11 protein-coding genes are annotated in these 16,870 nt (G+C 55.0%); 7 read left to right on the forward strand and 4 right to left on the reverse strand.

The window, feature by feature from the left end:
- Positions 1-123: 123 nt before the first annotated feature.
- Positions 124-4,521, forward strand: a complete 4,398-nt coding sequence (locus PKO01S_RS12375) for a carbohydrate binding domain-containing protein (protein WP_127531657.1) — start codon at positions 124-126, stop codon at positions 4,519-4,521.
- Between the two features lie 411 nt (positions 4,522-4,932).
- Here PKO01S_RS12375 and bglS read toward each other — a convergent pair whose 3' ends face one another.
- Positions 4,933-5,622 (reverse strand): beta-glucanase, encoded by a 690-nt coding sequence (gene bglS / locus PKO01S_RS12380; RefSeq protein WP_246070551.1) that lies wholly within the window; start codon positions 5,620-5,622, stop codon positions 4,933-4,935.
- Positions 5,623-5,890: 268 nt separating this feature from the next.
- Between bglS and PKO01S_RS12385 the strand changes: the two genes are divergently transcribed.
- The 4 genes from PKO01S_RS12385 (at position 5,891) to PKO01S_RS12400 (ending at position 10,675) form a co-directional block, all read left to right on the forward strand.
- Positions 5,891-7,936 carry a serine hydrolase gene (locus PKO01S_RS12385; protein ID WP_127531658.1) on the forward strand — a complete coding sequence of 682 codons (2,046 nt, stop codon included), beginning with the start codon at positions 5,891-5,893 and terminating at the stop codon, positions 7,934-7,936.
- 68 nt (positions 7,937-8,004) lie between these two features.
- Positions 8,005-8,706 carry a response regulator transcription factor gene (locus PKO01S_RS12390; protein WP_246070548.1) on the forward strand — a complete coding sequence of 234 codons (702 nt, stop codon included), beginning with the start codon at positions 8,005-8,007 and terminating at the stop codon, positions 8,704-8,706.
- Entirely contained in the window at positions 8,693-10,084 is a 1,392-nt protein-coding gene (locus PKO01S_RS12395) for a HAMP domain-containing sensor histidine kinase (protein ID WP_246070549.1), read from the forward strand. The genes PKO01S_RS12390 and PKO01S_RS12395 overlap by 14 nt, the downstream gene beginning before the upstream one ends.
- A gap of 90 nt (positions 10,085-10,174) precedes the next feature.
- Entirely contained in the window at positions 10,175-10,675 is a 501-nt protein-coding gene (locus tag PKO01S_RS12400; RefSeq protein WP_127531659.1) for a hypothetical protein, read from the forward strand.
- A gap of 459 nt (positions 10,676-11,134) precedes the next feature.
- On the opposite strand, the gene PKO01S_RS12405 is transcribed toward PKO01S_RS12400, so the two are convergent.
- The 3 genes from PKO01S_RS12405 to PKO01S_RS12415 are packed head-to-tail and all read right to left on the reverse strand — an operon-like array spanning position 11,135 to position 14,544.
- Positions 11,135-13,066: a carbohydrate-binding domain-containing protein gene (locus PKO01S_RS12405; protein ID WP_127531660.1), complete on the reverse strand. Its 1,932-nt coding sequence runs from the start codon at positions 13,064-13,066 to the stop codon at positions 11,135-11,137.
- Between the two features lie 60 nt (positions 13,067-13,126).
- Positions 13,127-13,807: a DUF4956 domain-containing protein gene (locus PKO01S_RS12410; protein WP_127531661.1), complete on the reverse strand. Its 681-nt coding sequence runs from the start codon at positions 13,805-13,807 to the stop codon at positions 13,127-13,129.
- Positions 13,804-14,544, reverse strand: coding sequence for a polyphosphate polymerase domain-containing protein (locus tag PKO01S_RS12415; RefSeq protein WP_127531662.1), 741 nt, complete (start codon positions 14,542-14,544; stop codon positions 13,804-13,806). The genes PKO01S_RS12410 and PKO01S_RS12415 overlap by 4 nt, the downstream gene beginning before the upstream one ends.
- Before the next feature lie 217 nt (positions 14,545-14,761).
- On the opposite strand from PKO01S_RS12415, the gene PKO01S_RS12420 reads away from it, so the two are divergent.
- Entirely contained in the window at positions 14,762-15,439 is a 678-nt protein-coding gene (locus PKO01S_RS12420) for a response regulator transcription factor (RefSeq protein ID WP_127531663.1), read from the forward strand.
- Entirely contained in the window at positions 15,439-16,725 is a 1,287-nt protein-coding gene (locus tag PKO01S_RS12425; protein WP_127531664.1) for a sensor histidine kinase, read from the forward strand. Before PKO01S_RS12420 ends, PKO01S_RS12425 begins: the two co-directional genes overlap by 1 nt.
- Positions 16,726-16,870 lie beyond the last annotated feature (145 nt).

Raw genomic sequence — 16,870 nt, forward strand, 5'->3', positions numbered from 1 at the left:
GGAGAGAGCCGTGCATAGGGCCGCGCAAGCGGCCTCATGCACGTTTTATACATTGTTGTTGAATACTGCTCTCGCGTATTCGAAGTTTACAAGTGTCACACTTATCTTTAGGGGGATATGACAATGAAGAAGTGGTTAGCTCCGATTGCGGCAAGCAGCTTGCTGCTGACCGTCATCAGTCCGGCGGCATATGCCAGTCAGACGGCAGCGGAACAGAAGCCAGCGTCCGAATTCCAAGATTTAAAGGGCCATTGGGCGCTGCATGACGTTGAACGTATGGAAGAACTCGGTTTGATGAACGGTTATGAAAGCGGTCTCTTCGAGCCGGGCAAGCCAATCAGCCGGGCGGAATTTATTGCTGTGCTGGACCGTGCGTTCGGATTCGCCGGACAGGCAGACGGGTCATTCCAAGACGTGCCTTCCGATGCATGGTACTACGATTCCGTTATGCGCGCCTACGGATCGGGGATTGTGAAAGGGCTCGATGACGCGCGGTTTGAACCGAGTGCCTCGATAACGAGAGAGGACGCGGCAGTTATGCTCGACCGCGCATTCCAGCTCTCCCCGGCGTCCGGCTCCGACGAGCAATTGAAGGGCTTTCAAGATTACGGGCAAATTTCCGGCTATTCGAAGAAAGCGCTTACCTACCTCGTCGGCGAGAAGAAGCTTAAAGGCTATAACGGCATGCTGCGCCCGAAGGCGCCGATTACGAGGGCAGAATCAGCTGCCCTGTTATCCGGCATGATCGCCGATATGATCACGAAGCCGGGCGAATACGATGCGCCTAACGTGGAAGGGAACTTAATCGTACGGTCGGAAGGAGCCGTCATTCACGGAACGGCGGTTCACGGCAATTTGCTGCTGACCGAAGGCATTGGTGAAGGCGACGTTGCGCTCGACAATGTTACGGTTGCAGGAACGACAGTGATTAAGGGCGGCGGCAGTCATTCGGTCACGTTCAAGCACTCGCATATTGGGCCCGTCATCATCGATAAGAAGGGCCAGCCGGTCCGCGTCGTGTTCATCGACGGATCGGAAGGAGAAAGTGTGTCGATGCAGCAGCCATCCCGCGTTGAAGTATCGGCTGACAGCAAGATCGGGTCGCTCATGGTGAGTCCTCAGGCTCCAGGGGCAGAGATTGCGAGCGAAGGAACGATCGGCGAACTGACCGTCGAGGCGGGCGGCGTCAAGGTGAACGGGCAGGAAGTGAGCGCCGGATACCGGACAAGCCTGCAGCCGGGGGGAGGCTCAACGACGCCGACGACACCAACGACACCAACGACACCGACGGCACCAACGACACCAACGACACCAACGGTGCCGACCGCTCCTGCGGGCGAGACGCCTGCTGCGCCGACGACGATCCCGGACAGCGATTGGCGGTTGGTATGGAATGACGAATTCAACGGTACCTCGGTCGATTCGTCCAAATGGACGGTAATGGATACGGGTGTCGTGTACAATAACGAGCTCGAGTATTACAGCCCGAATAATGCATCGATCGAGCAAGACGGTGATCGAAGCGTATTGAGCGTTAAGGCGCGCAAGGAAAGCGTGAGCGGGAAAAACTACACGTCCGCTAAGCTGATCTCGCAGAACAAGGGCGACTGGACGTACGGCAAGATGGTCGTGCGGGCGAAGCTGCCCGTCCAACAAGGGATGTGGCCGGCATTCTGGATGCTTCCGACGGATGAGTCTCACTACGGCGGCTGGCCTGCTTCAGGGGAGATCGATATCATGGAGCTGATCGGTGGGGCTGGAAGCAGCCGCGCGTACGGAACGCTTCATTATGACAGCGTTAAGCCGGACGGCTCGCATGGCTCCGATCAGAACAGCTACGTCTTGCCGGAAGGCCGGACGTTCGCTGACGATTATCACGACTTCCAGCTCGAGTGGTTGCCAGGCGTCATTCGCATGTACGTGGACGGACATCTCTATCAGGAAGTGAGCAACTGGAGGACGAAAGGGCCAGACCAGCCGGAGTACTATACGTACCCTGCGCCGTTCGACCGGCCGTTCTACATGATCCTCAACCTGGCCGTGGGAGGAGATTGGCCGGGATCGCCGAACGCCGATTTCATATCGGACGAGATGAAGGTCGATTTCGTCCGCGTCTACGAATATGACAAGCTGAGCGAATGGCCGGATGTGACGGGACAACCGCCTCTGCCTGAACAGCAGCGGCCTGCACAAGCCGATGGCAATCTGATTTACAACGAGCGCTTCGCGGAAGGAACGGATGCTGCAGGCGTGCCAAACAACTGGCAGTCTATTATGAACGCAGGCGGAATGGGCAGCGTATCGGTAGTCGATGACCCGTCGAAAGGCAAAGTCGCCAAAGTGTCCATCGACCAGGCCGGCACCGAGCTTTATTCCGTCCAATTGACGCAGATGCCATTGTACGTTCAGACGGATAAAACCTATAAGGTCACATTCGAGGCTAAAGCGGATGCGAACCGTACAATCATGTCGAAGGTCAATCAGTTCCAGAAGAACTGGACGAACTATTCCGGCGAGCGCAATTTCTCGCTCACGACGGCTTGGCAGCCTTATGAATATGAATTCGACATGCGCGATAGCACCGATAACAATGCAAGGTTCGAGTTCAACCTCGGACGCGAGTCGGATGCCGCTGTATATATTGCGAACGTGAAGATTATCGAGACAGGTGATGCACCGCCGCTTCCGGTCGGACCTGGCGTGCGGGGGACGCTCTCTGACGGCAACTTTATCTATAACGGAACGTTCGATCAAGGCAAGGATCGGCTCGCATTCTGGTCACACGCCGTTGGGAATGACGCACAGGCGCAGATTAGCGTCAACAATTTCTTGGCGTTCCCGATTATGGAGCGTCAGTTGGTTGTCGATGTCAAGGATGGAGGCGCTGCGCCTGAATCGGTATCCATCTCCCAGCCAGGACTACCGCTTGAAGGGGATACCGAGTATGGCATTACCTTCGAAGCACGTTCGGAGGAGGCAAGAAGCATTGACGTTGAACTGTCCGTCTCGGGCGGCAATCCGGTGCAAGTGGTCGGAGGACGCACGATTCAGATCGGAACCTCGATGCAGACCTATGCGAAGGACATTGTCATCGGCGCTGGTGCAACCAGCGTAGAGGCCGAGCTTAAGCTGTTGTTTGGCGGGGCAGCAGGCAAGGTGTACGTTGATAACGTCCGAATGGTGAAGCGCGGCAAGCCTATTCACGTCAAGGAATACGCTCATATTGCGGCTGCGGAGGCTTGGGAACTCCGGGGCGTTCAGCTTGAGAACGCGAGCGAAGGCGGCAAGAATGTCGGCTATATGGACGAAGGGGACATGGTGCAGTACAAAATCAGCGTGGACCGGGCGGCCGATTACGTGATGAGCGCCAGAGTCGCAAGCGGTAAAGCCGGTTCGCAAATTCGTCTCAGCGTGAAGGACGAAGCGGGAACGACCGTATCGCAGTCTGTCTATAATCTCGGCGAGACAGGCGGCTGGCAGACGTATAAGACGCTCTACTTTGAGCCTGTCGCACTTGAGCCGGGCAAGAACTATTACCTGACGCTCGAAGGGGCAGACTATAATACGCTATGGATCGATGCGTCGGCCAGCAAGGTCCGCAACGGCGGGTTCGAAACGGACTTATCCGAGTGGAATCTTGTTACGGGAACCAATGCGACGATGAGCCGTTCCGGCGAAGGGGAACTGGTTGTCCAATTGCCGGGCACGGGCACGGAATGGTGGGACGATCAGGTGCAGCAGTACAGCCTGAATATCGAGAAGGGCAAGACGTACCGTCTCGAAGTCGATGCCTCGGCTTCAGCGCCGAGACCGATGCAAATCGCCGTATCCGAGAGCAGCAGCCCGTATACGAAATATTTGGACGAAGAGGCGGGGCTCACCGCACAGAAGACACGGTATGAGTATACGTTCACGATGAGCGAAGAGACCGATCCTGCGGCGGAAATCGTGTTCGGACTCGGCAAGCCGGGAGCGGCGGCCGTATCCATCGACCGCGTGCTTCTGTATGAGGTCAATCCGTCTGCCGAGGGCGGCGGACAGCCGATGAATGTCAACTTGATTCAGAACGGGAACTTCACGAATGGAACGACGGGATGGTTCTCGTATGCGGACGATGCGAGTCAGCTGTCGATTGCGGCCGCGAGCGGCAAGCTGGAAGCTTCGATCGGCAGTGTCGGCGTCAACCCGTGGGACCGTCAAGTGATTCAAGAAGGGTTCAAAATCCAACAGGGCTCGCGTTACACGCTCAGCTTCAAAGCAAAGGCGGATACGGCCCGCAAGATGGGCCTTGGCATTGGCTGGGTTGACGCGGCCAACAACTACGAGTGGCATGGATACTATGGCCAGCAGGTTGACTTGACGACCGGCGAGCAGACGTTTACCTTCACATTCGATGCGACGGCAGACAGCTATATGAATTCCCGCATATCGTTCGATATGGGCAACATCCCGGGCGGGAATGCGGATCATACCGTGATTACGATTACGGACGTGAGCCTGGTGAATATCGGATCGATCTAGAAAAAAGGCAGCGACAACAGCCCCTTGCTTGGCAAGGGGCTGTTTGGTGTTCGATAGAGCAGATTTTTCTGCACTATCGGGTGGTGGTGAGCACCAGTGAGCGGGCTAGAGTAGATTTTTCTGCACTATCGGGTGGCAGTGAGCAGGGGGGAGCTGGCTAGAGCAGATTTTTCTGCACTATCGGGTGGCGGTGAGCGGAGGTGAGCGGGTTAGAGCAGATTTTTCTGCACTATCGGGTGGCGGTGAGCAGAGGGGGAGCGGGCTAGAGCAGGATTTTCTGCACAATCGGGTGGTGGTGAGCAGCATAAAGACCGCATGCTTGGCGAAGAGTAGGCGGGTTGCGTTTGCCTTTTCGGTCGCTGAGAATGCGGTCGCTCTTACGTTTTTAAAGCGTTTACATTTAACGGTAAGTTAGTTGCCCGTGAACTTCACCCAGTCGTAATAAGCATACAGCGGATTCGCGCCGTTGTACGGTTGGAGCCAGCTGTCGACGCCAGTGCCGTTCCAGAGATTCATCATGATTTTGCCTGGATTCTTAGGGATGTTGCTCGTAGCCGTATGCTTCAGAACGCCGTCCACGTACCACTTGATATAGCCAGCCTGCCAGTCGAACGCATAGGTATGGTAGCCTTGCGACGCATCGAAGCCGAGATTGATGACTGCCTCGTGTCCGCCAACGCCATTCGTGTAATAGTTGAATTGAACCTTGGTCGTGTCCTTGCCGAGGAACTCGATATCGATCTCATCCCACGGGGTGCCGTCGGTTGGTCCCGTATACGTGAAGAAGGAAGAGACGATGCCTGGATTTTTGGCCGGCTTCATGTTGACCTCATACAGGCCATAGCCATACTTGTTGGTGGAGCGGTACTCGGCGCAATCGAATTTGTTGTACGACGGGCTCGTGAGCGCTAGGCGCATTTGTCCGCCTGACGTGAACGAAACGTTGTTGGCCCTCCATGTGCAGTTGAACATGTTGCCGTTCGAGTATCCGTCTGCCTTTTGCCACGTGCTGGAGTTGAAATAAGTAAGCGGTTCCGAGAATACCCATTGTGCAAATGCCGACGTTGTTAATAAAGTGCTGCATAAGAGTGCGATTGCCATGCAGCTGGCCACTAGCTTGTTCTTGCGTTTCATCATTATATTCCTCCTCAAATAATGGATTGGTAAATCATCCTTATCATAACGACCCGATGCAGCCGGCAGCTATAATAATAATTTAAGGTTCAATAGTAACAATGCAAGAGGATGAACCCTCCGCTCCGATCTGCTGAGATTTCACTTTGCATTAAGGTTGCATAGAAACCGCGTTAAGACCGTGCAGCTACTCTTATACGTGTAAGCAAATCGGGATAGAGAGGGAGAACGAGGGATGAGAAAATGGGGAGCGCTGCGTGCCAGCACGGTTGTCGGGATAGCGTTTGTGTTGTCGGCTGGTGTGTGGACAGGAGGAGGCTTGGAGAGGAAGGCCTCTGCCGCACCGGCACAGAAGCAGAAGCAGGGAGTTCCACTGCAAGCGGCAGATGTGCAGCAGTTCCTCGACACGTTCATGGCGCAGCCGGATATTCGCGATCATCTGGCAGGAGCCGTAGCCACGGTCGTCCAAGGGGATAAGGTTCTCGCGAGCGAAGGTTACGGCTATGCCGATGTGGCGCGCAAGATTGTCGTCGATCCGGAGAAGACCGTGTTTCGGATCGCTTCGGTCTCGAAGGTCGTGACCGCTACGGCGGTCATGCAGCTGACCGAGCAAGGGCAGCTCGATTTGAACGCGGACTTGAACCGTTACCTAGGAAAGGTGCATATTCCGAACAAGACCGGTACGCCGCTGACGATGCGGGATTTGCTGACGAACAGCACCGGGTTCGAATACGGGGACACTTCCGAGATGTCGACGAACGATTTGGAAGAAGAGTTTCCGCTGAAATCCTTCGTACAAAGCCATGTTCCAACGGTTATCCGGGAGCCGGGCAAGTATTACCGGTACGACAATCTAGGGTTCACGATTCAAGGTTATGCCGTCGAGCAAGTATCGGGCCAGCCGTTCGAACAATATGTGCGCGATCATATCTATAAACCGCTCGGCATGACCAGCAGCGAGTTCCGGCTGACGCCGCGCATGATGGAGCGGTTGGCTGTTCCTTATAATGTGGAAGGCGAGCCGATCCCGGCCTACACGACGATTCCAACCGTATTGCCTGCCGGAGGAATGCTTTCGACCGGCGCAGATATGGCCCGGTTCATGATGGCTCATCTGGGCGGCGGCAAACTTGGCGAAGCGGTTATTCTGAAGGAAGAGACGGCAGCTGAGATGCATAAGCCGCAGCTCGCGATCCATCCGAAGCTGCCGAACATGGCGTATGGGTTCGAGTACTCGAACCAACAAATTTATAACGGGTACAATGTGGCGGAGAAAAGCGGCGACGAATCCGGCTTCCATAGCGGCATGTGGCTGCTGCCCGATGAGAAGGTCGGCGTGTACCTGAATGTGAACAAAGACTTCGATTTCCGTACGCCGTTCTTCGAGGCGTTCATGGACCGCTATTTCCCGGAAAAGACTGAAACCGTGCCGCTGGGCAAGACTGGCCAATCATCCGACTCCGCGTCTGTCAGTCCGTCTCTGACGGCATTCGAGGGAGTGTACAGCGATCTGCGCAACCGGATGTGGACGACGCGCGTTCGTGCGGAGGATGGGCTGTTGATTGCTGCCGATCCGCTCGGCGAGCATAAACTTCGTGAGATTGAACCGCTTCTATTCCAAGACGAGAACGGCGTTAGGGCTGCTTTCGCCCTTAACGATGACGGTTCGGTGCGAGCCTTTTATTACGATCTGAAGTCTGACAGCTGGGCGCAGAAACGGTCGGAACCGCGCATCTACCCGGACATTGCAGCGGATGACCCTTATGCTTCGAACATTTATCATCTGCGCCAGCTCGGCGTCATTGGCCAGGAGGGCCTAGATGAGCCATTCCATCCGAAACAGGCGGTCACAAGAGGCGAATTCGTAGAATGGTTCATCCGCTGGTCGGGTATTGCGCCTTCCGTGCAGAAGCCGGTATTTTCGGACATCGCGGGCAGCCCTTATAAGCAAGAGATTCAAGCGGCTTACGAATTCGGCGTTATCAAGGGATCGGGAAGCGGGAAATTCGAGCCGCTTAAGCCGATCACGAGAGCGGAGGCGGCGGCGGTCGTCTGGAATTTGGCGTCCGCTTACCTTCATGCAGCCCCTCTCGAAGCGCGGATCGAAGGCCGCATTGCGCCATGGGCGGCAGAAGGGGTTCGGTACGTTGTGGCGAAAGGATTATACGGGCTTGACGTCACACGGTCCGAGGACGGGGCTGTACAATACCGGCCGAACGATCCGATGTTAAGAGAAGAAGCGGCAGCGCTGTTATCGAAGTTCGCAGACCGCTTGTACTAGCACACAATAAGAGATCCCTCCTGCTGCAGGCTTGCCGTGCGGCCGGAGGGATACGTGTATGATTAGGGGTGCAGACGATCAAATCGATTCTAGTTATCGACGATGACATGGAAATTCGCGAGCTGCTTGTCATCTATTTGCGCAATTACGGTTATGGCTGTTACGAAGCGGGCAACGGTAAGGAAGCGTATGCGCTGTTCCAGAAGGAGAGAATCGATCTGGTTCTGGCCGATGTGATGATGCCTGAGATGGACGGGATCGAGCTGCTAAGGGCGATGCGGCAGCAGTCTCAAGTTCCGTTCTTGTTCCTGTCTGCCAAGTCCGACGCGATGGACCGCATTAATGGCTTGCAGCTTGGCGCGGACGATTATATCGGCAAGCCTTTCAATCCGCTTGAAGTCGTCAGCCGCATTCAAGCTTTGTTCCGGAGGGCCGAGTCGTATGCTCAGCCGGATCATCAGAGCCGGAAGGCGATCGAAATCGCGGACATTAAGCTGGATATGGAGAGCTGCCAGCTGTTCAAAGGCGGCGAGAAGAAGGATGTCACGTCCTATGAATTCAAAATTCTCGCTTTGTTAATGAGCCGCGCCGGCCGAGTCTATACGAAAGCGCAAATCTACGAGCAAGTATGGGGCGAGGAATATATGGGGGACGAAAATTTGGTGATGGTCTACATCAGCAAGCTGCGGGACAAAATCGAGGACAACCCGAGGAAGCCTGTCCATCTTATTACGATCAGGGGGCTCGGCTACCGGTTTGAGAAACGATAACAACCGTTCAAGCAGGCGGCCGCTCATCCGATTGTTTCTGCGCAACTACATGGCCATCATGGGGATTCTGATCGGAGTGACGGCAGTCTCGCTCGTCATGATGGATTTCATCATGAACCATTTTCTCGATCAGGAGCCCGACTTTAACCGAATTGAGGCGGGCCAGCTGTACGACCAAGCCTCGGGAACGTTGAAAAGGCAGCTGCCAGACCGATATGGCGGATGGCTCGAGCTTGTCGATGAATGGGGCAACGTGGCCGCGGCCTGCGGCAAGCAAGACGATATCCTGTCGTACGCGGAAGACGATCTGTACGCCCGAATGGACACATTCCGGAAGGGCGATTCGATTCACTATCATGTCTATTCGGTTGCAGGGCCGAATGGTGAACATTATAAGCTGCTGTGGAAAATACCGGAGCCGCTCAGCAGCATCCTGCTGGCTTTATCGATTTTTGCAGGATCTGCGCTTGTGCTTCTGAGCGTCGCCCTGTATTTTTACACGATGCGTTCGGTCCGTCAGTTGAAGAAGCCGCTCCAGCAAATAGTCGGCGGCATTAAGGAGATGGAACGGTTCAACTATGCGACTCGTCTCGAGTTCTACGCGGAGAAAGAATTGGCGGAAATCCGCGATGCTTTCAACGGGATGGCCGAACGTATCCAGTCGGCTTCGCTCTATAAGGAGAAGGCGGAGCGGAACCGGCAGAACCTGCTGCTGCATTTGTCCCACGATTTGAAGACGCCCATTACATCCATTCTGGGCTATTCGCAGTTGCTGCTGGAACAGCGCGAACCGGGCGAGAGCCAGAACAAGCGGTATGTCCGGTACATTCACGACAAATCTTCATACATGAGCCAATTGGTGCATGATTTGTTCGAGCTTGCGAAGCTGGATGACCCGCATCTGAAGCTGGAGCTGGAGCGGATCAACATGACCAAATGGTTTCAGCAGACGATCGCGGAGCGCTATCCCGACATTGAACAGCAAGGATTCGAGCTCCAGGTGGATCTGGAAGAGACGCCGCTCTATGTTCGGATGGACCGTATGCAGATGAATCGCGTCGTAGACAACTTGATCGGCAACGCGTTGAAATACAATCCGTCAGGCACGACGCTGTACGCTGCATGCAGAGAGGAAGAAGGACGCGTCCTGCTGTGGATCGGAGATGATGGGATAGGCTTGCCTGTGCAGGACCGCGAGGTGCTGTTCGACGAATTCGTGCGCGGAACGGCTCCTTTGAAAGACGGAACGGGGCTCGGACTTGCCATCTGCCGCAAGATTATTACCCGCCACGAAGGAACGATCGAGCTTCTGGACGAGCCGCCATATTCTACGCTGTTTCGGATCGGTCTGCCGAAAGCGCCTGGAGCATCCGCTTAGGCGCAATTAAATTTTGTTCACAAATCTGTCACTTATGCGAGGCGGCCCCGGCATCCTATACTTACGAAATACAAGAAAGGATGAGGGAAATTGCCGACGAACAAGAGGGAAGATTTTTATTTTGGCTTGATGATGGTCACCGGAATGGTTATCGTGATGACGTTCTACAATTTATATAATCACGGGTTGATTGGCACGGCATCTTGGGCGGAGATCGGTCTTCAGCTCCTTGCAGGTTTTGTGGTCGCGTTCGTATTGGAGCTGTTCGTCGTCGGTCCGGCGGCGAAGAAGGCGGCATTCTTGCTGCCTTATGACAAATCCAAGAAAGGCCTTGTCATCGTGTCGCTTGCCCTCTGCATGGTGCTCGGCATGGTTACGGTGATGTCACTGTTCGGTTTGGCGATGTCCCATTTAACGGGCAATGCGGCTGACGAACCGCTCCTGGCAAGCTACGGTTCGTTATGGATTCGCAACTTTCTATTCGCGCTCCCGCTGCAGCTTATCGTGATGGGGCCGCTCGTGCGGTTTCTGTTCGCGAAGTTCGTGCAGGGCAGATTCTCGAACGCATCGGTCGAGGGCAGGGCGGCGTAGTAGCTCTGGACAAGTGCGAATGAGGCTCCTTTAAAAGACAGGCGTTCGGTAAGATGATGCGAGGTGAGGGCTTCTACTTCTAGTTGCCGGGGACTTCATTGTATTCCGTGCAACGAAATGAGACCGTCTGATTCGAAATGATACCGATCGTTGTATTGCGTACAATGAGAAAATGCAGATCGAGGCGGAATGGAAGCCATCGGGGCGATTAAGCTAGAATTTCGTTGTATGAATTACAATGAAACGTTCCGCATGTAAGTCGGCGAATTCTTTTCGTTGTACGAATTGCAATGAACATTACAGAAGAAGCAGCTCTACACGGAAAAGGACCCCGGATTCACACCAAGTGAATTCGGGGTCCTTCTATACTTCGCTTCGCCAAAGAACTATTCATTCCGAATGTGATGCGGATTGCCTGTTCATCTATTAATGGGCCGTCTGCATAGACGGCCCATTGTATTATTGCGCCGTCGCGGACTCGCCGTCTGCTGGCGGTGCGGCGCCCGCCGGCGGCGCCTCCATTCCTTCCGGCGGCGTGCCGCCATCCGGTGGGGCCATCCGGTCTCCGCCGTCTCCGCTTTGGCCGCCGCGGAAGCCGTCTCCGCTTTGGCCGCCGCGGAAGCCGCCCCCGCGTCCGCCCATGCCGCCTCCGCCTGGACCGCCCATGCCGCTGCGGGCTTCGGTGACGCCCGACTCGTTCACCCACGTGATGATCGAGGACGTATCGAACGAGACAATCTTCGTTCCGCCCGTGTAATCGCCGGCGTACACGCCGTTCACTTCGCTGCCCGAAGCCGATCCGCCCGAGTTGATCGTGTAAGAGCTGCCTTTCTTAATTTCCGGTGTGCTAATGAATACGGTCTGATAAGCTTTCGCCGGAGCGAAGGTGAAGAGGCTCTTGCCGCCCTTGTCCGTAAGGTTGACGAGCGTGCCGGCTTGCTGCGCTTGCGGATACGTCATGAGAATGCCGCCCTGCGTCGATTGATCGGACGCCGCCTGCGCCATGCCGGAGCTTCCGGCTGCGACGAGCGTGCCGCCCGTTACGATCAAGGTGCCGTCGTAATCGAGCGCGGCATTATTATTCTCGGTCGGTCCGCTGACGACGACGGTACCGCCGTTCATCTCGATCGAGCCGTTCGCATCCAAGCCGTCGCCTTGCGAGTCGACGTACAGATAGCCGCCGTTGATCGTCAGTTTATTCGTGGACGAAGCGCCGCTCTCCGGTCCTTGCCGCATGCCGCCGCCCTCGGCCGGCTCGCCGCTGCTGCCGCTGGCTGCATTCACGCCGTCATCGCTTGCGGCCAGAACAGTCTCGCCTCCGTCAATGATGATCGAAGGCGCTTCAAGTCCTTCATTGCTTCCTGCGATATGAATGGTGCCGTCCTTGATCGCGAGTGCGACATCGGCATGTACGGCATCATCCCCGGCCGTAATCTCCATGTCTCCTCCGGCGATCCGAATGCCGCCGCTGCTGTGCAGCGCGTCTTCGCCGGAATCCAGGCTCCACGTGCCGCCGTCGATGGCAATAATGCCGAGCTTATCTTCCGCGTCGTTCGTCGTCTTCACGGCATGACCTTCGGCCTTGACCGTAATCGTGCCTTGCTGGACGGCGACGAGGTCACGTCCCATGATCCCGTCGTCAACGGCGTCAACGACGATAGTGCCGCCCGTAATTTTCAGCTTGTCTTTACTCGTGATCCCGTTGTTGTAATGGCCTTGTACGGTCAGCTTGCCGGTTCCGTTGATCGTCAGATCGTCTTTGCTAAAGATCGCCGAGTTCGGCTCATCCGCCGAGTCGTCGGACTCTTCGGCCGAAGAGTCCGTCTCCGCATTTGCTTTTGTATCTGCCGCCGCATTCGCATATTGCTTGCCGTCCGAGATGGCGTTCTCGGTACCGTCTTCGAGCGACAGAACCGTTTTGCCGGCTTCCTTCACATAGATAGGGGAAGTCGTGCTGCTATTGATTTCCGCACCGTTCAGCACCAAGCGGACATTGCCTTTGTCTGGCACGTCGACGATGAGCTGCCCGTCGTCCAGCTTGCCGCTAATAACGTAGGTTCCGGCAGCCGCAACCGTAATGGTGCTGTCCGTAACCGAAGCGCCTTCACCCGTGACTGAGGCGGCCGAACCGCTCAGCATAATCTCCGTCGAGGCGCCGGAGCGCCAGTCGGTGTACGCATCATCCTCGTCATACTCGATACCTTCTGTCAGATCGAGACTGACGGTTTGCGCGCCGGATGCCGTATTGTCCGCACCTGCTGCTTCTGCAGCCGAAGTCCCCGTTGTTGTACCGTTCGTCGCGCTTGTCGCTGCTTCGTTGCTGCACGCCGCCAGCATAAGGGCGCATAACAGAGCGATGCTCCAATGTTTAAGGCCATAAGATTTATTCATCGTAAAACTTCCTCTCCATGATTATGATCTGCTTTTCGTTCCGTTGATATTTAAGGATCATTAATATTCCGCTGCTGCCGGTGCCATCGTAAGCGTAATGTCGAGGTTGCCGTTGCGGCAACGTATCGCGTCGATCAGTTCCTTCTGGTTCGTCAGATGGTCAATCGATACGGCATACACGAGCTCGTACAGACTGCCTAGCTCCGTCGTGCGCACTTTGCGCAGCTCATACTTCACGTCGAACATGTGGAACACTTCGGCGAATGCTTCTTCGTAGCCGAGGTTTTCTGGAACGGTTACTTTAAGCATTTTTTGCGTCGATTTTTGGCTGCCGAACCGAATCGCTTTCAGAATGAACATGAGCAAGCAGAGGACGATTGTGAACAGTACCGCATAGCCGAACGCGCCGACGCCGCATGCAAGACCGGCCGCCATTGTGAACAGAACGAAGGCGATGTCTTTCGGATCGCCGGGCGCGCTTCGGAACCGGATAATGGAGAACGCGCCGGCGAGGCTGAATGCTCTGGCGACGTTGCTGCCGATAAGCAAGATAATGATGGCGACAATCGTGGGCAGCACGATCATCGTTAATGCGAAATTTTGCGTATAAGAGGCTTGTGTCCTCATATAAGTGAAGCTGATGATTGCGCCGAGCGCGATAGATACGAATAAAGTCAGCAGGATGTCGGTAAACGTGAGTTCCGTAATCGTCGTTGCCGAAGCAAATAAGGAATCGATCATAGCAGGATGCTCTCCTTCGTCATCGTTGGATTTGAAAGATGCTTGCGGTATTCATTGCCGTACTTCGAGAAGCTTGTCCGGTACATCCGCAGCTCCGACAGCAGGGAGGACAGCCAGACGGGAATCGTCTTCTCGGCTTTCACTTCCATCAGCCATCGTCCGCTTTCCATGAGCGGCTCGCCATGATCGCCTTTCTCCAGCCGAACGTCATGCCGCCGGGACCGGATGTTCGTATCGAACGTGATGCGCAGGTCGCGGCTCGTTTTGCTGAAAAGGGCGATTCGGTCGTAAGCCAAGTACGTCTTCGGCTGCAGCACGTAACGCTGCAAGAAGTAATGGATTTCTTGGATGACTTGCTTGTTCATATAGTCTTTGAACGCCGGAATCTCTCCTGTCCGGACAAATTCGTATGCTTCGTTAAGCTTCATGGCTGTCCTTCGTTTGTTCACCAAGCCGAAAACTTTCTTCTTCAGCTCCAGATACACTTTTGCGTCCGGTTCCGGCACGCCATAAGCCCGGATGCGAAGCTTCTCCTTGTATTTCGGCTTCGCCAAGCTATTGCGGATTAAGGTATCGTGTTCGGTATCGTAATAAATGTTGCTAATGGAATAGAACCGGTCATGCTTGTTGAATTCGTCCAATTCCATATATTCGAGCAGCCGGCTGTAGATGATGTGGAACATCGGGCTGTTCATCAGATATTTGTTCTCGTAACGGTTGAATACTTCGATCGCCATCGGTGCCGTGCTCCTTTCCTGTGTTGTCGACGTCATGTCGTGTGTTCGATGACTGAAGCTTACCGCTTTAACCTTTAACGAAACTTAAATACCCGGCATTGATTGGCGGTCAATTTGCTCCCGCCGGCTGCAATGGTAAGATTAAGGTTGATTAAAGGTTCGGCCCATATAGTAGCGGATACAGGTACGACAACGCGCACACGAAGGGGAAGCAGCTATGCGAATATTAATCGTGGAAGACGAGATCAATCTGGCAGATGCTTTGACGCAAATATTAAAAAAACAAAATTACTCGGTCGACGCTGTGTATGACGGCCAATCCGGGCTCGATAACGCGCTGAGCGGTATATATGACTTGATTCTGCTCGACATTATGCTGCCGGAGATGGACGGGATAACGGTACTCAAGAAGCTTCGCGGCGAAGGAGTTGCAACATCGGTCATTTTGTTAACGGCAAAAGGGGATACGTCGGACAAAATAACCGGACTCGATTACGGCGCGGACGATTACGTGGCGAAGCCGTTCTCGACGGGCGAGCTGCTCGCCCGAATCCGGGCTGTCATGCGGCGCAAGGGCGAGCTTGTACCTGAGGACGGAATGAAGTACGGCGATATCGAGCTGAATACGTCGAGCTTGAAGCTGACATGCAAGGGGAAAGAGCTGAAGCTTATCCTGAAGGAGAGCGAGCTGATGGAGCTGCTGATGACGCGCAAGACGTCGGTGACGTCCAAGGAGCAGATGATCGAGAAGATGTGGGGATTCGATTCCGATGTGGAGCATAACAACGTAGAGGTGTACATTTCGTTCCTTCGCAAAAAGCTGGTGTTTCTCCAATCGTCTGTCCGCATCAACACGATTCGGGGCGTTGGCTACGTATTGGAGGCGAGCGACTAATGTTCAATAAGCTCCGCAACCGTTTCCTTATCGTCAACATGGTCATTATTACGTTCATCATGCTCGTTGCGTTTGCAGCCATCTATACGATTACGTATCAGAACGTCCGTCACGATATCGACATGGAGCTGAATCAGGTATCGGAATTTTTCCATAAGCCGGACGGCGGCAACCGGGGCGGCGATCAGCGTTTTGACGGGAACGGGAAGCAGCCGAAGCAAGGCTTGATGGACAAGCCGATGGACGCCCGGTACCCGCCGGCCGAGCGGTCCGTCTCGTTCTCGCTGTTCGCGGACGAGCAGTGGAATATAACGGCGACGGATTCGCGGTTTGACATGGATGATGAGTTCTACCGATCGGCGATTGCAGAGGCTTCCGCGAGCTCGTCGCCGAAGGGGCAATTCACATTGGACGGCAACCGGTGGGCGTTTTTGGTACAAAATTTTGCGGATGGGGGCCATTCGGTCGTATTCTTGGACGTTACCGCTCAGCAGACGATTCTGAAGAATCTCGTCTATACGTTTCTGATCGTCGGACTTGCGATGCTCATCCTTATTTTCTTCGTCAGCCGATATTTCGCCGCACGCTCGATCGCGCCGGTGAAGGAAGCGTTCGATAAGCAAAAGCAATTCATCGGCGATGCTTCGCATGAGCTGAAAACACCGCTTGCCGTTATCAATACGAATGCGGACGTGCTCTTGGCGAACAGCAGCGATACGATTGCCGATCAATCGAAGTGGCTGCACCTGATTAAGTCGGAGACGGAGCGGATGAAGACGCTGACGAACGACCTGCTGTATTTGACCGAGATGGATGATGCCAGAGAAGGTGTGCTGCATACGGATATGAACGTGAGCGAAGCGGTCGAAAGCGTCATCCTGACGATGGAGGCTGTCATGTTCGAGAAGGAGCTGGATCTTCAATACGAGATCGAGCCGGGATTGACAGCGCATGGCAACAGCGAGCAGATGAAACAGGTTGTTATGATTCTGCTCGACAATGCGGCGAAGTATACGAATGCGCGCGGATCGGTCAGCGTGACGCTGAAGAAGGCCCATCACGGAACAGAGCTTATCGTGTCCAACACGGGAGCCGGTATTCAGCCCGAGCATTTGGGACGATTGTTCGACCGGTTCTACCGCGTCGATACGTCCCGGTCCCGCAAGCACGGGGGCTATGGCCTTGGCCTCGCCATCGCGAAGTCGATCGTCGAGCAGCACCGGGGCAAAATATTTGCGCGCAGCGTGCCGAACGAGACAACGTCGTTCCACGTACAGCTGCCGTGACCGATAAATCGAGTTGTCGCGCATGAGATGAGAAGCCTGCACAAAGTGCAGGCTTTGGTGCGTTAAACGGCGGAGCGCGGTGAGGTTAATGCACAAAATGCAGGCATTCAACCGCTATTGCACGTTAGAAGGGGAGGACGGCCGA

Origin of the sequence: Paenibacillus kobensis NBRC 15729, assembly GCF_004000825.1 — a bacterium.
GTDB classification, from domain to species: Bacteria; Bacillota; Bacilli; order Paenibacillales; family Paenibacillaceae; genus Paenibacillus_T; species Paenibacillus_T kobensis.